This window comes from Leclercia sp. GHBNCSD (genome assembly GCF_055805075.1).
This window is the reverse complement of the sequence record NZ_JBQVYO010000001.1, coordinates 1,598,314-1,621,439: the sequence shown is the minus strand read 5'-3', so window position 1 is coordinate 1,621,439 and position 23,126 is coordinate 1,598,314. Positions and strand designations below refer to the sequence as shown.

The window sequence follows — 23,126 nt, the reverse complement described above, 5'->3', positions numbered from 1 at the left end:
TGCGGCAAATTGATACGCCGTGTCATTTCGGATAAGGTTAAGGTGCTAATGATATTCACCGTAAATGTTTTTATAGCCATCCCCGGGCTTGCAGGGATGATTACCCCCTCATTTTTGGTGGGCGATTAAAGATGGTTTATCCTGAAATTTATTAAATTTGAGCTACGCTCTTAGTCTTTCGGTTTCCCTGACCGAAGGAGCGCGCTCCGCTGCTTTCAGCGCTTAAAGAATATATTTGATTGTCATCAGGCAATTATTTTGCGTCGAACATATTTGCTACACGGAATCATATAAGCCGATCCTTCATTCTTAAAATAATTCGGTTATATAAAATTTGTGTTAAGGGAAGGCTTTTTACTATGCATACACAAACAATATTTGAGTTAAGCCAGGAAGCTGAAAGACTGCTGCAACTCTCATTGCAGAATCTCGAGTCACTAAGCGCCATGCCTGTTGCGATGCTGGACAATGCAACATCGGCCATTACCGGCGAAACCAGCAACGTTTTACCTCTACATTTTAGTACCCGTGGTTTAGAAGCGCAGCAGTCCATGCTGAATAATGAACTGCGCAAAATTACCCGTCTGGAGATGGTGCTGGCGATTGTGGGCACCATGAAAGCCGGTAAATCGACGACGATTAACGCCATTGTGGGAACGGAGGTGTTGCCCAATCGCAACCGTCCCATGACCGCCTTGCCGACGCTGATCCGTCATACGCCTGGTCAGAAGGAGCCGGTGCTGCATTTTTCTCACGTGGCGCCGATCGATACATTAATAAAACAAATGCAAAAGAAGCTGGCCAATTACGATCGCGGCAAGCTGGCCCAGCAACTTGAAATTGATAAAGATATGAATGCGTTGCTGGGGCGCATTGAAACTGGCGAAGCGTTTGAAAAACATTATTTAGGCGCGCAGCCGATATTTAATTGTTTAAAAAACCTGAATGATTTAGTGCGACTTTCTCAGGCGCTTGGAACAGATTTTCCCTTCTCCGCCTATGCAGCGATTGAGAATATCCCGGTTATTGAGGTGGAGTTTGTCCATCTGGCCGGGCTGGATGGTCATTTGGGGCAATTAACCCTGCTGGATACCCCCGGGCCGAATGAGGCCGGGCAACCGCATCTGCAAAAAATGCTTACTGAGCAGCTCGCCCGCGCTTCGGCGGTGCTGGCGGTAATGGACTATACGCAACTGAAGTCGATTTCGGACGCCGAAGTGCGGCTGGCTATTTCTGCCGTCAGCAAATCGGTACCGCTCTACGCGCTGGTCAACAAATTCGATCAGAAAGACCGCAACAGCGATGATGAAGAGCAGGTGCGGGCGATGATCTCCGGCACCCTGATGAAAGGCCATATCTCTCCGGGGCAGATCTTCCCGGTCTCCTCGATGTGGGGATACCTGGCGAATCGGGCGCGTCATGAACTGAATCAGCACGGCAAGCTGCCGGATCACCAGGAGCAGCGCTGGGTACAGGATTTTGCCGAAGCTGCGCTGGGCCGCCGCTGGCGGACTGCCGATCTGGACGATATTGAGCACGTTCGCCACTCCGCCGATCTGCTGTGGGAGGATTCCCTCTTTGAGCAGCCGATCCGTAAGCTGATTTATGCTGCCTACGCCAATGCCTCGCTGTATGCGTTACGCTCGGCGTCGCATAAGCTGTTGAACTATGCCCAGAACGCCCGGGAGTATCTCGATTTCCGCTATCAGGGGCTGACGGTCGCCTTCGACGAGCTGGAGCTGAATATCGCCCGCCTGGAAGAGGATATGGCGCTGTTGCAGTCCCGCCAGGCGTCGGTAAGCAATGAGGTGCGGCATGAAGTTGGACAGGCGCTGGCGGCGACCGACCTGTTTATCAGCACGCAGCAGAACGATATCAAACATGCGGTCGCGCACATCTTCAACCCGGATAATTTGCTCGATCTGGCCGGGTTTAAGCCGCACACGCTCCATGCCGAGGCGTTAGCTACCCCGGGACAACTGGTGCTGGATGATGAAGGTCAGGCGCAAATCCTGCTGAGCAAAATCCGCTCCTCCTGTGAAATGATCCTGCTGGATGCACAGGCAAAAATCGGTCGCGAGCTGTCGCTGCGGTTTGACCAGCTGGAAACCACGCTGGCCCGCTCCCTGAACGACGCCATGCGGCCCATTGAAACGCGGATTAAAGAGGAGCTAAGCCATGCCGGATTCCGCGCGCGGATCAGCTTCCCGGCGTTTCAGGCAAACCAGCTTAACTTCAATACCCGGGGGCTGTTCAGCGATGCTATCGCTCAGGAGAGCCTGCCGGCTGGCCAGGGGCAGGGAACCAGCAGTGCGCTGCGCGACACGGTCTCCCGCTGGTTGAATAATCCGGGCTGGGGCTGGGAAGATTATGTAATGACGCGGACGCGCTATGTTATTAACGTGTCAGAGCTTCATGAAAAATTTAAACAGCATATAGATCACTTTTGTGAACAAATTCGTAAAGCTTTGGCTGCGCAGGTCGATGTCTCTGTTACAGCGGGTATGGCGACATTCTTTGCGGAATTCTCGTTATGCCTTGCAGGGTTACAGGAAAGCTTGCGTGATAGCCTCGCAGTGCGTCAGCAAAATGAGCATGCCACACGGGCGCTCAGCCAGCTGTTGCAGCAATGCATTACGACTGCGACGTGGATTCAGGAAGATACCCGACTGTTACGCGATGATATTCAAACGTTATTCGCGGCAGAGCAACCATGACAAAACAATTACTGGACGGTCCCGGACGGACGCTGGAATGTATCCATCCTAAATTTATGGTCGACCTGGTGCAGGGGGCTGACGCGCAGCGTCACACCTCTGTGGTGTCGCAACAGCAGCACTTTCGTGAGCGTTTAACCCAGGAGATCATGGCGCAGTCTCATCTTCGTCAGTGGGCCATGGGGGGAATGTTCAGCGAAAATGCTGTGCTGCGACTCGGGCTGGCAGAGAAGCTGGCGGGCATGTTCGACCCCGGCCATCTGGCGCTGACCCGGATGACGCACATTCTCTCCACGCTGCGCCAGCAGGCCAGCCTGCGTAATCAGCCGCCGATTGGCGTGGTGCATCAATACGAAACCCTCTCCGCCCATTTTCATCAACGTGCGCAGTTCAAAGAGAAGGCGTTAACCCAGCGCGGATTAACGGTGCAGGCAGGCGTTCACAGCGAGCAGATTTTTACCCGCTGGCGCGCCGGGCACTACGACGGCTGGTCGCTGGCCGGTCGCGGTTATGTGGCGCTGGAGGAGCTGCGCTGGGGGGCGTTCGGTGATGCCTGTCGGCTGGCGAATGCGGACGTCAGCGCCATGTTGAAAGATAACCTGTGCAGCATGGTGGCTAACTATCTGGCGCAGGGGATCAACGCTGCACCTAATACCCGCCATTTTTATCACCAGTGGCTCACCACGCCCAGTACGCCGGGGATTATCGACCATAAAGATATGCTGGGCTGGCTGGGTGACTGGTGTGATGTGGAGAGGCATCCGGTGTGCTGGTCGGTGACGCAAAGCTGGCAGAATGTGGCGCTGGGGATGCCGAGATTGTGTTCGGCGGCGAGGCTGGCGAAAGCGATGGTGGAGGAGGTTTTTGGGGAGTAGGGGATTCCCTCTCCCGTGAGGGGCTGAGGAACCCTCAGTCATTTTCTTATGCTTAACGCAATGAAATAATTAGAGAGTAATAAAAGACTTACAGCGACTCCCTGGTCCGGCTGAAAATCGCTGAGGCGTTGACCGTAGGCCGGGGCGAGGCGCAGGGATGCGCCGAGAGGGCGTGACCTACATGGATGTAGGATCACGCCCGACCCGATAGCCGAAGGGAATAAGCCGAAGGAACCGCGAAGCGGCGATTTTCTTTGCCGGGAGCCGGGGTAGCCAGGGGGGAGGCGGCGAGCCCCCCTGGCACGTTCACCGGTTCAGGTGTGACAGAGAGGCAAAGAACGTAAGGTGAACGGAACCAACAACGGAGTTGCATGTTCCCCCTCACCCTAACCCTCTCTCAAGGGAGAGAATAGTCCGGGCGAGGGCTTATATCTCAGTGGTGCAGTGATTCAACCGGGCGCTGTTCTTCGGTCGTGGTTGGGACGTTGCCAAAGCGTTTGGCGTACAGCGCGGTAATAATCGGCACCAGAATCGCGGTGACGATGACGCTTGCAGCAACCAGCGCGGTAGCGGAGGCGGCAACCGGTTCGAACGCCGGGTTAATCTGGGCGATAATCACCGGGTTTGCCACCGCAGCGCCTGCTGCGGAAGAGGCGGCGACACCCGCAGTACCATTCCCGCCGCCGATAACGCGGTCGGCAATAATCAGTGGGATACCGGTGATAATAATAACCGCCACACCCAGCACGATACCCAGCAGACCCGTATCGAGGATAACGTTCAGGTTGATGGTGTTACCCAGCGCGAAGCCGAAGAACGGGATCAGAACCGGAGTCGCTTTGCTGAAGAAGTCGCGCAGATCGTGGTCCAGGTTGCCGAGGGCAAAACCGATCAGGAACGGCAGGACGGCGCCGACAAAGTGGTGCGGTTCAAAGGAGGCCAGACCGGCGGAGCCGAGGATCAGCATGGTCATCAGCGGGCCAGATTCCAGAGACATCAGCACGAACGCGCCGGACTCCTCTTTGGTGCCGTACTGGTTCATCAGGCTGGCATACAGGCCACCGTTGGTCATGTCCATTGCAGAAACAATGGCCAGCACCGAGAGGCCTGCGAAGAAGCCGGTCTGAATACCGTTTTCCGGAATAAACATGGCACAAACCATCGCCACAATCCACGCCACGGCAATTTTGGTTATTACCAGCGTACCGGATTTACGTAATACCGTACCCGTTGCACGTAAATTTATGGAAGCGCCAATACAGAAGAACCAGACCGCAAGGATCGGTACTGTGCCGGTAATCATGCCTTTGGTGAATCCACCAAAATAGGCTCCAGTATTAGGCGCTAAGGTATTTAAAATTGCACCCAGAACCAGCGGAACCAGCATCATCCCTCCGGGGATGCGTTCTATCGCGGCTTTAATCTTCATCATCAACCCTCACATCTCATCGCGCATCGCCAGCGGACAAGTGATATTTAATAATCTAATGAATTCAACGAATTGTGACCTAGTGGCGTCAGCGGATTCGTCATTCATACAGCAGATATAACCAGTTTGGTTTTTTTAAGCCTTCACTCAAAGGCCACCAGACTCGTTGTAACGGGCTTATGATGCGATCGTTGGAATTGTGATTCAATCAAAATAAAACACTGTTTTAGTTATCTTCGTCACATATTTTAAGGAAACACGATACTTGCCTCTTGATTATTAAAACCGCTGTAAATGCATTGTAAAATAATGTCGTTCTTTTTTAATTTCACAGCAAATAATAACGTTCGAAAGGGTATTTACAGAACCAGACATAAGAAACAACTGATGGGCATGTATTTACAGTTTTGACACTTCTGGTGATAACCATAAAAAAATATGTGAAGTTGATCACACATATAAACGCTGGTAGGGTAAAGGCTGTCATTCACAGCCCAGACAGGCGTCAACAGGTTCGGTTGTACCGGTCCGAAAGGTCAGTGTAAGTAAACCTGCTACGCTTGAGAGACGAGAATGCGCATGAAGCGCTTCCCGGGTTCCATAAAGCGCATTTTTCAGCGCTGTGGTGAGGACTGGGCTTAGTCTATGAGGATAGCAATGCTTAAAAGGAAAAAAGTTAAACCGATCACCCTGCGCGACGTCACCATTATTGACGACGGCAAACTGCGTAAAGCGATCACCGCCGCCTCGCTCGGTAATGCGATGGAATGGTTCGATTTTGGTGTGTATGGCTTCGTGGCCTATGCGCTAGGTAAAGTCTTCTTCCCCGATGCCGATCCCAGCGTGCAGATGATTGCCGCCCTCGGGACCTTCTCTGTTCCTTTCCTTATCCGACCGCTGGGTGGCCTGTTCTTCGGGATGCTGGGGGACAAGTATGGCCGTCAGAAAATCCTCGCCATCACGATTGTGATTATGTCGGTCAGCACCTTCTGTATTGGTCTGATCCCGTCGTACGCCAGTATTGGCATCTGGGCGCCGATCCTGCTGCTGCTCTGTAAGATGGCACAGGGCTTCTCGGTCGGGGGTGAATATACTGGGGCGTCGATCTTCGTCGCCGAATACTCCCCGGACCGTAAGCGCGGCTTCATGGGCAGTTGGCTCGACTTTGGCTCCATTGCCGGGTTCGTGCTGGGCGCGGGCGTAGTGGTGCTGCTCTCCACCGTGGTGGGCGAAGAGAACTTCCTCTCCTGGGGCTGGCGTATTCCGTTCTTCCTGGCGTTGCCGTTGGGCATTATCGGCCTCTACTTGCGTCACGCCTTAGAAGAGACCCCGGCGTTCCAGCAGCATGTTGATAAGCTGGAGCAGGGCGATCGCGAAGGGCTGCAGGATGGACCGAAAGTCTCGTTCAGAGAAATTGCCACCAAACACTGGCGCAGCCTGCTGACCTGTATCGGTATGGTGATCTCCACCAACGTGACCTATTACATGCTGCTGACCTATATGCCGAGCTATCTGTCGCATAACCTGCACTACTCGGAAGATCACGGCGTGTTGATTATCATCGCCATTATGGTGGGCATGCTGTTTGTCCAGCCGATCATGGGTCTGCTGAGCGACCGCTTTGGCCGTCGCCCCTTCATTATTTTTGGCAGTGTCGCGCTGTTCGCGCTGGCTATCCCTGCCTTCATTATGATTAACAGCAATGTGATCGGGCTGATTTTTGCCGGCCTGCTGATGCTGGCGGTGATCCTTAACTGCTTTATCGGCGTGATGGCCTCCACCCTGCCGGCGATGTTCCCGACGCACATTCGTTACAGCGCACTGGCGGCGGCGTTTAATATCTCGGTGCTGATCGCCGGTCTGACCCCTACGCTGGCGGCGTCGCTGGTGGAGAGTACCCAGAACCTGATGATGCCAGCGTACTACCTGATGGTGATAGCGGTCATCGGTCTGGTAACCGGCATTTATATGAAAGAGACGGCGAACCTGCCGCTGAAAGGGGCGACGCCTGCTGCGTCTGACCTTCAGGAAGCGAAAGAGATCCTGCGTGAGCACCACGACAACATTGAGCAGAAGATAGAAGATATCGATGCTGAAATTGCGCAACTGCAGGCGAAGCGTTCCCGACTGGTCGATCAACATCCCCGCATCAATGAGTAAATAACAAAACCCGGCTTCGGCCGGGTTTTGCGTCTTTTGTCACCATAACGTCACAGCATATAAGGTAGATCATATTTTCTATGGTTTTCCTGATTTTGCCTGCGTAATCGTTTTTTTTCATACCGAAAAGGAATACGACTAAAGTTTATTGGCGCTTTGATTGAATAGTGCTTACGCTGTATACAAGCAGATGCCTCTAAAAAATCGACGCTTTGAGCGCTATGAGAGAAGTGTATGCCGGGTTCAACACCAATGTAGTTGTGAATGCAGACAGACCCTGAGATGCTGAATCTTTTCGGTAACGTATCCTTGCGCGAAACAGCATTTTATTATTTTTATTACGCTTACTAGTGCAATTAGCACAAAAAAATAATACCGATGCTTAATTATAAGTAGGTCAGGACATGCTGAGAAATTCGCAGAAGATCATCCATGGAGGTTACTCAGTATTCATTAAATTAATTGATTTCTTCTCAATTAATTTAATTTTGATGCTGAGTGGTTGGTGGTTGAAAATGGAGTCTTTCGACACTGTGATTTTGATCAGCTTGTTGTACTCCATCTCGTTTTTACTGTTTGGTGAGTACACAGAGTGTTATCTGTATCGGCCTAAAAACAACAAATTACGCAACCAGCGGCGTCTTCTTCTGACGGCGTTTCTGGCCATCCTGTTTATCGGCATGGTGCGCCTTTTAGTCGCGAAATTATATTCTTTAGGTTATCTGAGCTTTATTGATGTGCGCAATATCCCGGCAATGCCGCTCTGGTATGCCTCGCCGATCCCTTTTCTTTACGTGAGCCGGCTGATTATCTTTAAGCTGTCGACTAAAAAACGTATCAGAGTGGCGATTATCGGTATCACCGATAACGGCCTGGCGGCGGAAAAGGCCCTGCGGCTGGAATATGCGGACGTGCAGCTGGAGCTGGCCTTCTATGATGAACGTGGCCCGGAGCGGCTGGGTGAACTGGCGAAAAGAATTACCAGTCCTTATAACGGGCCGGTGATCAAGCTGGTAGAGGAGGCGAAGGCGGGCAGAGTGGATGAAATCTACATCGCCCTGCCGATGGTGGCGCTGCAGCGTATACGCCATTTTTTAGCCATGATGTCTGATACCACTGTCAATACCTACATCGTGCCAGACTTTTACGCTTACAGTACCAATACATCGCAGATACGCTCTATCCATAACTTACAAACGATCGGTATTTTCACTTCGCCGCTGGATGGCGGAGGTTCGTTTATTAAACGCGCAGAAGATCTGGTGCTGGGCAGCGCGATTATGGTAATGATTGTCTCGTTAATGATCGTCATTGCCATCGGCATCAAGCTCACCTCGCGCGGCCCGGTTTTCTTTAAACAGGATCGTTATGGTCTGAGCGGGCAGAAGATCAAAGTCTGGAAGTTCCGGACCATGAAAGTCATGGAAAATACCGACACGGTGATACAGGCGACACGAGATGACCCCCGGGTCACGCGCTTTGGAGCATTCTTACGTCGGACGTCTCTGGATGAACTACCGCAGTTCATCAATGTTATTCAAGGAAATATGTCGATTGTCGGCCCGCGGCCTCATGCTGTGGCGCACAACGAGCTTTACCGTAAGCAGGTCGAAAACTACATGATTCGCCATAAAGTAAAGCCTGGGATCACAGGTTTAGCGCAAATTAATGGCTATCGTGGCGAAATTGATGCGCTATATAAAATGGAAAAGCGAGTCCAGTACGACATTGAATATATTCAGAACTGGTCCTTTTGGTTAGATATAAAAATCATCATTAAAACCATTTTTAAGGGATTTGTCGGTAAGAATGCATACTAAAATAATTATTATCGCTGGGATGATAGCGTCTCCGGTCGCGTTAGCAGAATTAACGCCAAAATCACACATCGGCTGGGCGGGCATCGACTTTCAGAGCAACGTCGCTGTGGATTATGGGCATAACGATAACGTGACTTTCCAGCCTCACGACAGCGACGAAAAAGGCTCCGACTTCCAGGGGCTCAAGCCGGTCCTGAGCATGAACGGGGAGCGGGGCCAGGATAAGTACCTGCTGATGTACTCCGGGGATTATCGCCACTACTCGAGCGATTCTGCGGATGATTATGACGATCACTTTTTTCGCTTTAAAGGCGACTGGCGATTTGGGCTGATGCATGGCCTGACCCTGAATCTGGAAGATTCCCTTGGCCATGAGGAGCGCGGGCGCGGCGTGACGGAAGGGTTCCTGCCCGAACAGTTCCGGCAATTTGGCGTGAGGTCACCGTTAACCACCAATTTGTTCAACGGTGAGCTGCGCTATAGTTACGGTGCGCCAGATGGCCGTGGAAGAGCAGACCTGGCGTTGATACACCGCAAGTGGACCTTCGGCAATACCGGCCAGGTTGAAAGCAAGGATGAGGACTTTGCACAGTATATCCGCGAACAGGAGTGGGACGAAAATACGCTGATCGCAGAAATTTTCGATCAATACACATCTAAGACGCGTTTTCGCTATAGTTTTATTACCAACCAGTTTCGCTATGGCCATGCGTCAGAAAAAGACAGTAATGAATACTATTTGCGTTATGGCATTCAGTCGCAGCTGACGGGCAAAACGAACGTTGATATGAACGTGTCGTGGCTTTATAAAACCTTTGAAAATAACCCTGGATCGAAGGATTTTAACGGGATTAACTGGGATATTCTGGGTGAATGGCGACCTCTCCAACAGTCGCTTTTTACCTTAAGAACATCCCAAAGTATTAAAGACCCTTCCGAAGCGGGAGGATATAATTTAGTCACGGAGTACGGCGTTTCATACAAACATTTTTGGATGAATAACCGGTTAACGACGTTGCTTGATTACGCATACATTACAGAAGACTACAAAGATCAGGACAAGGACCGTCACGATAAGAATGGCGTGTTTTCATTTATTGTAGGTTATGACCTCACACCATCGATTAACTTTGGTGTGCAATATCATCTAGATACGCTTAAGTCTAATAAAGATACCGATACGTTTACCATCGGCCCTAACGACGATCGCGTGGTGACTGAAACGTTGGGCTACGATCAATCTTTGATTATGCTTACAGCTAAGGTTCAGATTTAAAATGAAAATAATGAAACTGTGCGCGTTTTTACTTCTCAGTGTCCTTTTTGCTGGCTGCAAATCACCGCAGCCGACGTTAAAGGACAATAGTGTGGTCGATACAGCAAATTATTTACTGGGCTCAGGGGATATCGTCAACATTAACGTTGCCGGTCAACCTGACCTGACCATGAAAGTAGTACTTGATAATAGTGGGGCTATTAATTACCCCTATATTGGCAAGCTGGAATTAAAGGGCAAAACCGCAAGCCAGGTCGATGCAGAGATTACGCAACGCCTGCGTAATGGCTTTGTGCTTAATCCCATGGTGACCGTAAATATCGCCGAATTCCGTAAGTTCTATATCTCTGGTGAAGTTGAGAACCCCAATGGCTATTCCTATGAGCCGGGTATGACCGTGGAAAAAGCCATCGCGCTGGCGGGGGGTTATACCGACCGGGCAGACCGTACGGATCTCAGCATTCGTCAATCATCCTCCGGTGAGTTACTCGAAAATGTTGATGTTACCCACTCCGTTCTCCCGGGCGATCTCGTAATTATTGGCATAGGGTTCTTCTGACCATGAAACTATCAATAGTGGAAAATGGCAAAAAGCGAGAAAGCGCTATCGATATCGCCAGATTTGCCAGAGAAATTAAAAAGAACTCCTGGAAAATCGTTCTCTCCGGCGTGATTGCCGGGGCGATTGCCTGGCCATTAATGAGTTTGATGTCATCGAAGTATGTTTCCACTGCCACGGTACTGATTAAAGCTCAGCCGGACAATGTTTCACCTTTCCAGAAAGTGGAAGGCTATGACTCCACCCGTAACGGGTACTACGAAACGCAAAACGCGCTGATGCAATCGCGCGTGGTGCTTGAGCAAGCCATCCGCACGCTAAAACTCGATCAAAACCCGGCGTTTAACGGTGAGGGGTCTGGCAGTAGCGCAACGCCTGCAAATGAACAGCAGCGGGTTGATCATGCCCTGAAAACGCTGCAGAAGGATCTGACGATCAGCAACGTGCGTACGACCCATTTGTCTACCGTCTCCTATGAATCCACCTCGCCACAGCTGGCGGCGGATATCGCCAATGGCGTGGCGGAGTCGTTTATTAATTACACCCTTGCGCTCAAGCAGCAAAAAACAGCGAAGGCGAGAGAAGATAACCAGCAGAAGCTGCAGGAACTCCAGCAGCAAATGGTGCAGCAAAAGAGTGCGCTGGATAGCTATCTGGCAAAAGAGGGGCTGCTAACCTTCCGTGGCGTTGATGGCTTTGAAACGGAGCAGATGGGCATTATCACCAACCGCCTGGCAAACGCGACCGAGCGCCGGGTAGCGGCGGAGTCTGTTTATAACGAAATCCGCTCCGGTGGCTCGCGGGGGCAGGTCATTTCACTGCCATCTATCTCAAATCACGCCCAGATCCAGGATCTACGCATTGCCCTGATCCAGGCCAACAGCGAGCTTTCCCAACTGGAGAAATCCTACGGTCCCCAGCATGACAAAGTGATCCAGGCCCGGGCGCGTATCAGTGCCATTCAGGCGCAAACGGCGATGACGCTCAGGGAGCAGGAGGCAGGAATACGCCAGACCTACGAGGCGGCGCTGGCGGACGAAAAAAATTACCAGAAGCAGCTGGAAGAGCAGAAAGCGAACTTCCAGAAGCTCTCCCTGAAGCGTGACGGCTACAACGATCTCAAGCTGGCGCTGGATAAAACGGAAGAGATGTACAAGATGGCCTATCAGCGCACGCAGGAGCTGGCACTACCCGGCTCTTATTCCGATGCGGATGCGGAGATCTACGATCCTGCCGTGCCCGCAGCGCAGCCGGCTAAACCGAACAAGCCGCTGCTGATGCTGATGATTGTGCTGCTGGTGATGCTCTTCTACGTGATGTACATCATGGTGAAAACGGCCACGGACAAGTCGGTGAACAGCCTGAGCCAGATGCAAAAACGGCTGAATCTGATGCCGCTGGGTGAGATCCGCCGCTTCAAGGGGGTGGGAGGACGCAGCAAAATCCGCGATCTGATGATGAGCGATCCGCTGAACGCGGACGTTATTCACAGTATGCGCACTCAGATCATGCTCAGCAGCCATCCGCTGCAGGTGATTACCGTGACGTCGGCGGAGGGTGGAGAGGGACGGACGCTGCTGGCGAATCTGCTGGCGAGCTCCTTCAGCTTCGACCAGAAAACGCTGCTAATCGATATGGACTTCTTTAACAGCGACGGGCTGTCGGGCGAGCTGGGCTCACCGAAGGCGCCTGGCGTGGCAGAAGTACTGCGCGGCGACAACGCGACCGACAACGTGCTGGTGAAAATAAACGATAATCTCGATTTCCTGCCGCGCGGCAATACGCCGGTCTCGGCGCTGCTGCTGCTGTCGCCTGAACGGTTAAAACCGCTGATTGATTCGCTGCGTAGCCGCTACCAGCGCATCATTGTCGATGTCGCCGCAGTGAATCAGAGCCAGGAAGTGCAACTGGTTAACCAGGTAACGGACGGCCTGATCTTTGTCCTCAAAGCGGGTCTGAACACTGCCGACACCACTGGACCGGCGATTGAGAAAGCGACCCACCACCACAATGTGATTATCGGCGGCGTGCTGAACCAGGTCGTGGATAAAAATCTGGAGAGTAAAGAGGGACTGCGTTCACTTAACTACCATACGCATGAACTGATGAATAACACAGGCCGGGCATGAGTCTTCTCAAGAGCGCCTCCACGATCGCAGGGTCATCAGTTATTTCACAGCTGATTGGTGCCCTGTCGATCTGGCTCATTTCGCATAAGTACGATCTTGGCGAAGTGGGGCTCTACGCGCTCAACTACAGTATTGCCCTGATTGGGGCGCAGGTCTGCACCTTTGCCTCGCAGCTGTTGATCCCCAGACAACAGGATGACGAGCTGGCCCAGAATGTGGTGTTTTGTCTCCTGCAAAGCCTGACCATCGCCATTCCTTATGCGGTGCTGACGGGCTGGCTGTTTCACCAGAATATGCTCTTTCTTTACCTGCTCACGCTCTCGAATACCTGGGTGCTGGTCGCCGAGAACCTGTCGCTGCGTACGGCAAACTTTCGCTTTCTGGTGGTGCAACGCATCTCCGTCTCGGTGGTGGTGGTGGTCTCCGTGCTGCTCACCCACCAGGTGATGGCGTTTTACTGGATGTGGGCGATCCTGATGATGGCGCTGACCAGCGCCTGCATTCTGCGGGCGTTTGATATTCGCACCGTCACCCTGCGTCACCTGTGGCCCTCCAGTAACCTGGCGTTCCTGAAAAAAAATATCCACCACATTACCAAAGTGGGCAGTGCCGAAGTGCTGGCGATGGCTAATAACAACCTGCCGATTATGCTCATCAACTTCTGGTTCTCGGCCTTAACGGCGGGCTATTTCTCGGTGGTGAGCCGCTTCTGTCTGGCCCCGGTGGTGATTGTCGGCAATGCGGTGCGGAACACCATTTTCTCGAAATGGTCGATAGATTTCAGAAACAACGTCTTCAACTACGAAGAGTACACAAAGGTCCGTCTGCTGCTGTTGGTGCTGGGGGTGATCTGCACGCTGGGGGTCTTCATCTTCTATCCGATTGTGATGAATCTGGGCTTCAGCGAGGAGTGGATCGCCTCCGTCCCGACCTCGCGCTATATGCTGCCCTACCTCTTCCCGGCGCTGGCGGTCTGTCCGCTGACGGTGATTGAACTGATTTTCGGCTCGCACCGCTACTTCCTGCGGATCCAGCTTGAACAACTGGCGATTGTGGTTATCGCGTTCCTCGTTGTGCCCTATTTTTACAATGACTATGCGACCTCCATCATCTTATTTTCGATTCTGACGTTCATTCGCTACGCCTTCATCTACCTGAAGGTGAATAAGCGCGCCGACATTCTGAAAAACGGGTCAGTGGCATCATGAATCTTAATACCGGACATTACTTACAAACCTTCACCCTGCTGACCCTCATCTTCATCGGGCTGGTGCAGTACTTCACCGGTGAGTTGGCGGTGCTGTGGCTCCCCTTCTTCATGACGATGCTGATGGCCGGTTTCCTCGTGCTGCAAACCCGCCATGAACCCGTGCGGCTGGATGCGCAGGAAGCGATTGTTCTGACGTTGTATCTCTCGTTTATCGTGCTGGCGGGGATTTCGACCCTGTTCCAGGGCGGGGCGCTGATTACCCTTATCGGGTTTAAGAATGAGATTGCGCTCTCGCTGGTGATGCTCTGCCTTCTGCTGGGCTTCTGCCGGGAATCGCAGATCTATCAGGTGACGCGCGGCCTGTACTGGATTTTTTATATCCAGTTCCCGGTTGCGCTCTACCAGCTCCTCTTTGTGGTGCCGCAGCGCGTGGCGTTACACGGCGAAGAGGAAAAATGGGACTCCGTGGTGGGGACGTTCGGTGGTGACCCGATGGGTGGCGGCAACACCGCGGCGATGGGGCTGTTCTGTCTGCTGATCATGCTGCTGAAGGTCTCGGAGTATAAGCATGGGCTGACCAGCTTTAAAAACATGGCGTTGCATATCGCGCTGGGGTTTGTGATGTGCATTATTGGTGAAGTGAAATTCGTGATCCTGCTGTCGCCGTTGCTGCTGGGCTGGGTGTGGCTTATGCCCTCCTGGGTCAAAGAGGCGAGTCGGGTGAATTTAGCCGTGCTGCTCTCCATTCTGGTGGCGATGGTGTTGTTAATCGGGCTGGCCATTGTCATTCTCGCCTACAGCTATACCGCCGCTTATGGCATCGATATGTCGGAGAACCCGTTCACGGTTTTCTTTGGTTCACTCAGCTATATTTTCGACCCGAATTTCATCTTGCCAGGCGGGGAGATCGGGCGTTTTACTACCCTGACGTTCTGGCTCCAGCATAACGACCTGTCGGGGCTGCCGGGCACGCTGTTCGGCTACGGGCTGAATGCCACCAACAGCGGTAGCTTCCTCTCGCCAGGTTTCCTGAATCAGGTCTATAACCTGATCCTCGACAGTACCGCCATGAGTATGCTGCTCTGGGAAGTGGGCGTGGTGGGCACGCTTATATTTATTGGGCTATTTGTTTATATACTGAAAGTGGTTCAGCCTGAACCTCTGTTATCCGTTGACCAAATTGATAAACAAGATCTCCACCTTCTGAGCTTTGCACCGGCATTTAATGTTTTTGCCATCGCCTGTCTGCTTAGTCTGCCCTACAGTCAGATACTGATGATCGTGCCAATGCTGCAATTCTTATTCTATTTATCTTTAGGTTCCAGCTTGATTATCCGCCGGACCGTACGCCGTTATACGGGGCTCTATTGATGTACAAACCGTTTATTACCGTAAGTATTAAAACGTTTAACGAAGCCGAGTGTATTGAGAAAACCATCGACAGTATTCGCAGCCAGATCGTTGAGTATCCGCATAAAATTATCGTTGCCGACAGTCTTTCTACGGATAACACCCAGCAGCTGGCCAGCGATAAAGGGGTGATGGTGGTGTCGTTAACCGAACCGGCAGACCGCTGTTGCGGTGTCGGGCATCAGCTGGGCTACCTTCACAGCGAAGGGGAGTTCATTCTGCTGATGGATGGCGATATGGAGCTGGAGCCGGGCTTTATCGATCGGGCGGTGGCGTTTCTGCAGGAAAATCCTGGCTATGCTGGCGTGGCCGGCACGGTGGAGATGGACGACGCCTCAAACTATGAGTTTACCTCCCGCAAACAGCGCATCAATAAGATCTATCCGCTGGGCGACTGCGACCATTTAGGTGGTGGCGGCCTGTATCGCCTGTCGGCGATTGCCGACATCGGTTATCTGACCAACCGCAGCCTGCACGCCTATGAAGAGGCGGAGCTGGGCATTCGCCTGCTGACCGCGGGCTACAAACTGCATCGCCTGAACGTGCCCTATTTCCGCCATACCTCCTACACCATGCCGACCTTTAAAATGCTGCGCTATCGCTGGAAAAGCGGGTTTCATCAGGCGCCGGGAGAACTGCTGCGCAGCGCATGGGGCAAGCCCTGGTTTCGCGATGCGCTGATGCTGGTGAAAAACGAAGTGATTTTCGCAAGTTACATCTTTATCGTTCTGATTGTGTTCTTCACTTTCGACGTCAGCCTGATCGACATTGCGCTGCTGCCGTTGCTGGCCTTCATCCTGCTGAAAACCATTCGCAACCGCTCATTAAAAAACGGCCTCAACAGCGTGATTAATCTGGCGGTGCTCTCTGCCGGGCTGGTTAAAGGCCTTTTCCACCCCCTTCGCGATCCCAGGGTGCCACCGGGCAATAAAGTTATTCATGAGCAGGTAGAGTAATGAAAGTCTTACTGGTGAATAAGTTCTTCTTTATTAAAGGAGGAGCTGAAACGGTCTATTTTCAGGAACGTAACATGCTGAAAGAGGCCGGGGTGGAGGTAATTGATTTCTCAATGCAGCACGAGAAAAATTTTCCCTCTGACTATGCGGACTACTTCGTCACTAATGTGGATTATCACAAAGAGGGCGGCCTGCTGGCGGGGGCAAAAACCGCCATCAGCTTTATTCACAACCGGGAGGCGTGCAAAAAAATGGTGGCGCTGCTGCAACAGACGCGCCCGGAGATCGTCCATTTCCACAATATTTATCATCAGCTGACGCCTGCGCTGATTAAAGTCGCCCGGGATTTCGGCTGTAAGACGGTGCTAACCGCTCACGACTATAAAATTATGTGTCCCTCCTACTCTATGCTGCGTGACGGCAAGGTATGTGATGCCTGCGTGACGGGCAGCGTGTTTAATGCGTTTCGCTATCGCTGCCAGGAGGGCTCGGCGGCGAAGAGTTTGCTGCTGTCCTTAGAAGCGACCTGGCAGTACATCGCGCAAAATTATCAGGCGCTGGACGTGATTGTCTCCCCGAGCGAATTTCTGCGTAACGAGCTGAGGCGCTCGCTGCCGGACTCCCGTATCGATGTCATCGTGAACGGTATTGACGATAGTCAGCAGTCGGAAGAGGGCCCGGACGAAGGCTATCTGCTCTACGTTGGCCGCCTGAGCCGTGAAAAAGGGGTGCCGACGCTGACCCAGGCGCATCAGCTTATGCGGAATAAAATGCCGTTAAAGTTGGTCGGCCACGGGCCGCTGTATGACGACATGGTAAAAACCTTCCCCCATGCGGAGTTCCTCGGCTATGTGCAGCAAGGGCCGGAGCTGGATGCGCTGATTAAACATGCCCGGGCGGTGGTGCTGCCTTCTGAATGTTATGAGAACTGCTCCATGGCGGTACTGGAGGCGATGTCGTTCGCCCGCCCGGTGGTGGGGGCCCGAATTGGCGGCATCCCGGAGCAGATACGACACGGTATTGAAGGATTGCTGTTTGAACCTGGCAACGCTCAGGATCTGGCCGATGCGCTGGACGAGATCGCGGAAAACCCGCAGCAGGCCCGGGAGATGGGGCAGAAAGGCCGCGAAAGACTTTGCCAGAAATACTCACTGCGTAAGCACATGGAGACGTTGCAGGCGCTCTACCGCGAGCTGCTCGACGGGCGATAACATGGCAAAAAAAATCACGGTGTTGGGTACCCGCGGCATCCCGGATGTCTTAGGCGGCGTCGAAACCCATTGTCAGAATCTCTACCCGGCTATCCGCCAGCAGTATGAGGTGGAGATTTGCGTCATTGCCCGGTCACCCTACGTACCCTACCGGCGCTCACGCTACAAAAACGTGGAGACCCTGGCGCTGTGGGCGCCCAAAAAACGCAGTTTTGAGGCCATTGTGCACTCTGTTATTGCTGCGTTGAGGACATTCGTCGATCGATCCGATATTGTTCATGTTCACGCCATCGGGCCGGGTCTCGTGGTGCCGCTGTTACGCCTGCTGGGTAAACGCGTGGTCTTTACCCATCACGGGCCGGATTACGATCGCCAGAAGTGGGGCAAGATGGCGAAAAAAATCCTGATGCTCGGCGAGAAAGTGGCGGTGAAGTATGCCCACGAAGTGATTGTGATCTCCGAGGTGATCAACCAGCTGATCCAGCAGAAATACCACCGTTATGATGCACATCTGATCTACAACGGGGTTAACGTGCCGGGCCCGCTGGATAAAGAGACGATCGATAAGATCCTCGGGCGCTACGAGCTGCAGCCCGAGCGCTATATCGTGATGGTCGGGCGCTTTGTGGAAGAGAAGGGGATGCATGATGCCATCGCCGCATACCAACAGTCAGGCCTGACGCTGCCGCTGGTGCTGGTGGGAGATGCGGATCATCCCTCGGAATACAGTTTGCGTTTGAAACAGCTCGCGTTTGACACGCCTGGCGTGGTGATGACGGGGTTTTTAAAGGGCGAGGCGTTGCAGGTTGTCTTCTCTCAGGCGTCGCTCTTTGTGATGCCATCGTACCATGAGGGTTTACCCATTGCGCTACTTGAGGCGATGTCCTATTCCCTGCCAGTGGTGGTGAGCGATATCCTGCCGAACCTTGAGGTCGGTTTGCCGGATGAGACCAGTTTTAAGCTGGGAAACGTTGCTGATTTAGCAGCAAAAATGGCAAGCCAGGCGCATTTGCCCCGCGTTGATTACGGCGATTTTCTGAAGCGTTACAACTGGGATGAAATCGCCAGGAAAACCGTCTCCATTTACCACAAATTAGACAAATCAATAGGTTAAAATTGACCAGTAAGCCCAGAAACCCGATCGTTATCGATCGTTTTTACGAAGTGCTTGATAAGAACGTGACCGCTCAGCTGACGCCTGAGCAAAAAGAGGAGATCGAGAGCGCGATCGTCTCGATCACCCTGGCGTCGCGGCACCGGATCGATATCCGTAAAAGTTTCCCTTTCTTCGGCAAACGCCTCTATATGGTGTTTTTACTGGGGCGGGATCTCCGCACGCGGTCGCGCCCGGAGTCAAAGCTGTCGCGTATCGTGGTCACTTTTCTCATTCTGTTTGCCACGCTGTTCCTGCTGTGTTGCGTGCTGCTGACGCTCTATATGATCAAATCAGCCCTGGGGATAGACCTGTTCCAGCACTTTCACGTCGGGATCTGGGACTGGTGGCTCAACCTGAAATATCAGTAATTAACAGGAGCCATATGGCCCCTGTTTACCCTGCCGGTAGTCAGGCGTTATAGCCGTCGGGGTTGTTCTTCTGCCAGTTCCAGGCGTCGCGCATCATCTCATCTAAATTGCGCGTCGCCTGCCATCCGAGAAGCTGGCGCGCCAGCGATGAATCTGACCAGCACTCTGCCACATCGCCGGATCGCCTGCCAACGATGCGGTAATTGATTCTGGTCTGCGCCGCTTTTTCGAATGCTTTGATCAGGTCAATCACCGAATAACCGACGCCGGTACCGAGGTTGATGACCTTGAAGGCGTCCCCTTCGTCTTTATGATCCAACGCCGCCAGGTGGCCGTGGGCCAGGTCCATCACATGAATATAATCACGGATGCCCGTTCCATCAGGCGTGGGATAGTCATCGCCAAAGACGGTCAGACACGCCAGCTTGCCGATAGCGACCTGAGAAATATAGGGTACAAGATTATTGGGGATCCCGTTTGGATCTTCTCCCAGGCGTCCGGAAGGATGCGCCCCCACCGGATTAAAATAGCGCAGGCAAGTGATCCTGAATTGCGGTTGCGCCGCCGCGAAATCTCGCAAAATCTGCTCCACCATCAGCTTGGAAGTGCCGTATGGATTAGTTGTACCGCCGGTAGGGGACTTTTCGCTTAAGGGAACGGTATCGGGATTGCCATAAACCGTGGCCGAGGAGCTGAAAATAAGGCTGGCGACACCCGCCTGCTGCATTTCCTGTAGAAGCACCATCGTCCCGGCCACATTATTTTCATAATAGGCGAGAGGATGTGCAATAGATTCAGATACCGATTTAAGGCCAGCGAAGTGAATGACGTCGGTGATGCTGTGTTGAGTGAAAAGGCTTTTTAAAGAGTCGCGATCCAGAATGTCAGCAATACAGACTATTGGCCGTTTGCCCGTTAATTCTGCGACCCGGATTAATGACTCCTGCGAGGCATTTGAAAGGTTATCAATGACAACGACCTCTTCTCCCCGCTCGAGTAATGCCAGTACCGTATGTGAACCAATATAGCCTGCACCGCCCGTAACCAGAATCGCCATATTAACGCCCTCAAAAAGCCAGCAGTGGCCCGCGCACTGACGTGGCGGAGCAGGGGAGCTCTTTTACAGTGTTTATCCTGTCACTCTGGTTAGATTAGTTCTGAATACCGCTATTGTCACTTAGCTAAAAAGACGCTTGCGGTGATTCACCATCACTTTATAGGCCAGCTTTTTAAGGGTGGAAAGTAGGCTGAAAGTCAGGTGTTTTGTATCGTAGACAATATAGTTATCGGTAAAGTTTAACGTGTGGATACCGTCACTGTTATTAATCGACGGGCTTATTTTACCGACCAACTTTTCTTCATATTTATGCGGCGTCAGATTGGTCAATTCCTTGATGAATATGGATTTTCCATAAAACCCAGCACTGCACTCCTGGGTAAAGAGGTAGGTTTTATCGTTGATCGAGTAGGGCTTTCCGGCGCCTCTGGCATGCATATTACAGATATCCAGGTCAGGAGAAATTTGCTGCCAGTCACCGAGAATAGCGTCTGAGGTGTGGATCACTAGCTCATTGTCCATGGTGGTGGAGGCCATGAAATTCACGCCATTCAGCTCAAAGATTACGTTATCCGTCACGGCCATATCGGAAACCAGGACTTTCACCTTTTCCCAGCGCGCGGGAAAATCAACCGACTGGAACAAAATGACCTCTTTCCGCTCTGCCGATTCCGGGATCATAAACAGTTTGCCGTCGAGTTCGAACAGGAAGGGAAAGGAGAGATGACATTTTAAGTCGTCAAACCCCTCGAGCTTAACGTCTTCTATCTCCTCCAGGTCTTTATTAAGGACACGGCAGCGCAGTACCCCCTTTGAGGTGAGGAAGGAGAAAGCTTCATAAAAAACATACAGCCGTTCACCTTTATCGATAATAAAAGGATCGGCCTGGAAAATATATTTTTTATCAAGCTGCCGTGCTTTTGCATTACAGAGAATATCCAGCGTGTTTTCCGGGAAAACATGCTGGCCGTGGCTGTTGATGACCATAATGTCCCAAGACTCATGGAAGAACAGCTTCTTGATTATTCTGTTATTTTTATTGAACATTTTACCATGGTACTCATGAGTAAATATGAATAAACTCAGAAATAAGCGGTGTCTTTAGTCCCAGAAGTATGAAAGGTGAATCATAACACTCGCTCTTCCCGCGCAGTAACATATCAACATTAGCCCAGCGTTTACGCATGGAAATAGTAATATTGGGTGAGTCCGGGAATATATCGTGTGAAATAAAATCTTCTCTGTTGGATGTAACACTCTGGGGAAAGGAGTATTTAATGTGCATTTACAAACTGCCACGCCATAAAAATCGGTTGTTACTTCTGGTCGCCGGAGCACTGCTATTCCTTTCAGATGGCGCCTGGGCGGAGAGCGCAGACAGGTTACAAACGGTGAATCCGGCCGCCCTTAGCGGTCCTCTGGCAAACCCGGGAAACGGTGTTGCCCGTTTTCACGATCAGGACTTAAGCATTGCCGACTATCCGGCGACGGGTCTTGAGTATCGACGCTACTACTGGCGCGAAGTGGAACCGCGAGAAGGAGAGTACAATTTTGCGCTGGTGGATGAGGGGTTTGCTGCTGCGGCCGCGCATCAGCCGGCCATGAATGTCGGTCTGCGGTTTATGATCCTCGATGGGCCGGAGTCTGGCTCAGAGATCCCCCAGTGGCTTATCGATAAAGGGATCAAAGGCACCTGGACGCCGGATCACAAAACCTTTGCCCCCGATCTGGACGACCCCACCTATATGGCTTATGCCCGGCGCCTGCTGCAGGCATTTGGCGCGCGCTATAACAATAACCCGGAACTGGCGTTCATTGATATCGGGATGGTCGGCGCATGGGGAGAGTGGCACAACAGCAATTTCCCGAACCTGCCGCCGTTACAGGAGCGCTATCCGCCCGCGCTGCTCAACCAATACGTTGATATGCATTTCAGCGCCTTTCCTGACACACCCAAAATCATGTTGATTAACGGCTATGATTCCGTGGCCTATGCGGCAAAAAAAGGGGCTGGCTGGCGGGCGGACTGCTGGGGAGACTGGCGTAACTTCAGCCCCACATGGAGCCACATGGCCAAAGATTACCCGGAACGTATCGCGGCGACGCAGTCAGCCTGGCCGGGGTTCAACGAGGCATGGAAAAAAGCGCCGGTCAGTCTGGAGATTTGCGGTCATATGGCGGAATGGCTGACCGAGCAGAAGTATACGCGCGAAGAGGTACAGGCCACCTTTGACTGGGCGCTGGCGCAGCATGCCAGCACCCTGAACATTAAATCTACCGAAATACCGAAGGTCTATCGCGATATCGTCGACAAGGCGCTGGCCAAAATAGGCTATCGCTTCCGGGTGGTATCGCTGACCCATCCGGCGAGCGTGCATGCAGGAGAGGCCCTGTCGCTCAATAGCCAATGGTCAAATGAGGGTGTGGCGCCCGTTTATCTGCGTTATACGCTGGCCTGGCGGCTGCAGGACAATCAGGGGAGCACGGTTGCCCAGGGCTGCGCCGGGGATGATATCCGTCAGTGGCTGCCGGGCAGGCACAGTTCGGCTTATCAGCTGGCTACCCCGCGTAACCTTGCGGCAGGACGCTATCAGTTGGATGTGGCATTGGTGGATAAACACAACAAAGCGCGTATTCAGCTGGCTAACGAGGGGAAACGCAATGATGGCTGGTACCGGCTGTCGACGGTGATGATTGAGTGAGGGGCGGTTTGGGTTAGCCAGAACACAGGAAAGCAAAAACCCGCCTTTTGGGCGGTTTCTTTAAAGAGTGGTGCCCGGACCCGGACTAACG

General features: G+C 52.5%; 17 protein-coding genes. 14 read left to right on the top strand and 3 right to left on the bottom strand.

Annotated features, from left to right (window positions below; all coding sequences use genetic code 11):
• The first annotated feature begins 359 nt into the window (after positions 1-359).
• Together crfC and ACT3IC_RS07900 are read left to right on the top strand one after the other, a co-directional pair.
• Positions 360-2,717, top strand: coding sequence for a clamp-binding protein CrfC (gene crfC / locus ACT3IC_RS07905; RefSeq protein ID WP_156653752.1), 2,358 nt, complete (start codon positions 360-362; stop codon positions 2,715-2,717).
• Positions 2,714-3,592, top strand: a complete 879-nt coding sequence (locus tag ACT3IC_RS07900; protein WP_473477057.1) for a diguanylate cyclase regulator RdcB family protein — start codon at positions 2,714-2,716, stop codon at positions 3,590-3,592. The genes crfC and ACT3IC_RS07900 overlap by 4 nt, the downstream gene beginning before the upstream one ends.
• Before the next feature lie 433 nt (positions 3,593-4,025).
• On the opposite strand, the gene kdgT is transcribed toward ACT3IC_RS07900, so the two are convergent.
• Positions 4,026-5,021, bottom strand: coding sequence for a 2-keto-3-deoxygluconate transporter (kdgT, locus tag ACT3IC_RS07895; RefSeq protein ID WP_156655428.1), 996 nt, complete (start codon positions 5,019-5,021; stop codon positions 4,026-4,028).
• 657 nt (positions 5,022-5,678) lie between these two features.
• Between kdgT and proP the strand changes: the two genes are divergently transcribed.
• From proP to ACT3IC_RS07840, 11 genes are all read left to right on the top strand, one after another.
• A complete protein-coding gene (gene proP / locus ACT3IC_RS07890; protein WP_103177915.1) occupies positions 5,679-7,181 on the top strand; it encodes a glycine betaine/L-proline transporter ProP in 1,503 nt (500 codons plus the stop codon).
• 404 nt (positions 7,182-7,585) lie between these two features.
• On the top strand, positions 7,586-9,001 hold the full coding sequence (locus ACT3IC_RS07885) for an undecaprenyl-phosphate glucose phosphotransferase (RefSeq protein WP_159340247.1): 1,416 nt from the start codon (positions 7,586-7,588) through the stop codon (positions 8,999-9,001).
• Positions 8,991-10,277, top strand: coding sequence for an outer membrane beta-barrel protein (locus ACT3IC_RS07880; RefSeq protein WP_473477053.1), 1,287 nt, complete (start codon positions 8,991-8,993; stop codon positions 10,275-10,277). Before ACT3IC_RS07885 ends, ACT3IC_RS07880 begins: the two co-directional genes overlap by 11 nt.
• 1 nt (position 10,278) lies before the next feature.
• The gene (locus ACT3IC_RS07875) at positions 10,279-10,836 is read left to right on the top strand and encodes a polysaccharide biosynthesis/export family protein (RefSeq protein ID WP_103825453.1); all 558 of its coding nucleotides are present in this window, start codon (positions 10,279-10,281) and stop codon (positions 10,834-10,836) included.
• A gap of 2 nt (positions 10,837-10,838) precedes the next feature.
• Complete coding sequence (locus tag ACT3IC_RS07870) at positions 10,839-12,965, top strand: GumC family protein (protein ID WP_159340245.1); 2,127 nt, start codon at positions 10,839-10,841, stop codon at positions 12,963-12,965.
• The gene (locus ACT3IC_RS07865; RefSeq protein WP_473477048.1) at positions 12,962-14,173 is read left to right on the top strand and encodes a lipopolysaccharide biosynthesis protein; all 1,212 of its coding nucleotides are present in this window, start codon (positions 12,962-12,964) and stop codon (positions 14,171-14,173) included. The genes ACT3IC_RS07870 and ACT3IC_RS07865 overlap by 4 nt, the downstream gene beginning before the upstream one ends.
• Entirely contained in the window at positions 14,170-15,546 is a 1,377-nt protein-coding gene (locus tag ACT3IC_RS07860) for a capsular biosynthesis protein (RefSeq protein WP_473477045.1), read from the top strand. Before ACT3IC_RS07865 ends, ACT3IC_RS07860 begins: the two co-directional genes overlap by 4 nt.
• On the top strand, positions 15,543-16,541 hold the full coding sequence (locus ACT3IC_RS07855; protein ID WP_103177922.1) for a glycosyltransferase family 2 protein: 999 nt from the start codon (positions 15,543-15,545) through the stop codon (positions 16,539-16,541). Before ACT3IC_RS07860 ends, ACT3IC_RS07855 begins: the two co-directional genes overlap by 4 nt.
• The gene (locus tag ACT3IC_RS07850) at positions 16,541-17,752 is read left to right on the top strand and encodes a glycosyltransferase family 4 protein (protein ID WP_473477042.1); all 1,212 of its coding nucleotides are present in this window, start codon (positions 16,541-16,543) and stop codon (positions 17,750-17,752) included. The genes ACT3IC_RS07855 and ACT3IC_RS07850 overlap by 1 nt, the downstream gene beginning before the upstream one ends.
• Position 17,753: 1 nt before the next feature.
• On the top strand, positions 17,754-18,866 hold the full coding sequence (locus ACT3IC_RS07845; RefSeq protein ID WP_103177924.1) for a glycosyltransferase family 4 protein: 1,113 nt from the start codon (positions 17,754-17,756) through the stop codon (positions 18,864-18,866).
• A gap of 2 nt (positions 18,867-18,868) precedes the next feature.
• Positions 18,869-19,276: a hypothetical protein gene (locus tag ACT3IC_RS07840; RefSeq protein WP_103177925.1), complete on the top strand. Its 408-nt coding sequence runs from the start codon at positions 18,869-18,871 to the stop codon at positions 19,274-19,276.
• 40 nt (positions 19,277-19,316) lie between these two features.
• Here the strand turns inward: ACT3IC_RS07840 and galE are convergent, their stop codons facing one another.
• On the bottom strand, positions 19,317-20,333 hold the full coding sequence (galE, locus tag ACT3IC_RS07835) for a UDP-glucose 4-epimerase GalE (RefSeq protein WP_214421521.1): 1,017 nt from the start codon (positions 20,331-20,333) through the stop codon (positions 19,317-19,319).
• Positions 20,334-20,453: 120 nt separating this feature from the next.
• Positions 20,454-21,380 carry a glucosamine inositolphosphorylceramide transferase family protein gene (locus ACT3IC_RS07830; RefSeq protein ID WP_103177927.1) on the bottom strand — a complete coding sequence of 309 codons (927 nt, stop codon included), beginning with the start codon at positions 21,378-21,380 and terminating at the stop codon, positions 20,454-20,456.
• A 230-nt stretch (positions 21,381-21,610) separates the two neighbouring features.
• On the opposite strand from ACT3IC_RS07830, the gene ACT3IC_RS07825 reads away from it, so the two are divergent.
• Positions 21,611-23,035 (top strand): DUF4832 domain-containing protein, encoded by a 1,425-nt coding sequence (locus ACT3IC_RS07825; RefSeq protein WP_473477038.1) that lies wholly within the window; start codon positions 21,611-21,613, stop codon positions 23,033-23,035.
• Positions 23,036-23,126: the final 91 nt, after the last annotated feature.

Coding starts and splice junctions, on each gene's coding strand:
- crfC (WP_156653752.1), top strand. CDS start 360: ATGCATACACAAACAATATTTGAGTTAAGCCAGGAAGCTGAAAGACTG.
- ACT3IC_RS07900 (WP_473477057.1), top strand. CDS start 2,714: ATGACAAAACAATTACTGGACGGTCCCGGACGGACGCTGGAATGTATC.
- kdgT (WP_156655428.1), bottom strand. CDS start 5,021: ATGAAGATTAAAGCCGCGATAGAACGCATCCCCGGAGGGATGATGCTG.
- proP (WP_103177915.1), top strand. CDS start 5,679: ATGCTTAAAAGGAAAAAAGTTAAACCGATCACCCTGCGCGACGTCACC.
- ACT3IC_RS07885 (WP_159340247.1), top strand. CDS start 7,586: ATGCTGAGAAATTCGCAGAAGATCATCCATGGAGGTTACTCAGTATTC.
- ACT3IC_RS07880 (WP_473477053.1), top strand. CDS start 8,991: ATGCATACTAAAATAATTATTATCGCTGGGATGATAGCGTCTCCGGTC.
- ACT3IC_RS07875 (WP_103825453.1), top strand. CDS start 10,279: ATGAAAATAATGAAACTGTGCGCGTTTTTACTTCTCAGTGTCCTTTTT.
- ACT3IC_RS07870 (WP_159340245.1), top strand. CDS start 10,839: ATGAAACTATCAATAGTGGAAAATGGCAAAAAGCGAGAAAGCGCTATC.
- ACT3IC_RS07865 (WP_473477048.1), top strand. CDS start 12,962: ATGAGTCTTCTCAAGAGCGCCTCCACGATCGCAGGGTCATCAGTTATT.
- ACT3IC_RS07860 (WP_473477045.1), top strand. CDS start 14,170: ATGAATCTTAATACCGGACATTACTTACAAACCTTCACCCTGCTGACC.
- ACT3IC_RS07850 (WP_473477042.1), top strand. CDS start 16,541: ATGAAAGTCTTACTGGTGAATAAGTTCTTCTTTATTAAAGGAGGAGCT.
- ACT3IC_RS07845 (WP_103177924.1), top strand. CDS start 17,754: ATGGCAAAAAAAATCACGGTGTTGGGTACCCGCGGCATCCCGGATGTC.
- galE (WP_214421521.1), bottom strand. CDS start 20,333: ATGGCGATTCTGGTTACGGGCGGTGCAGGCTATATTGGTTCACATACG.
- ACT3IC_RS07830 (WP_103177927.1), bottom strand. CDS start 21,380: ATGTTCAATAAAAATAACAGAATAATCAAGAAGCTGTTCTTCCATGAG.
- ACT3IC_RS07825 (WP_473477038.1), top strand. CDS start 21,611: ATGTGCATTTACAAACTGCCACGCCATAAAAATCGGTTGTTACTTCTG.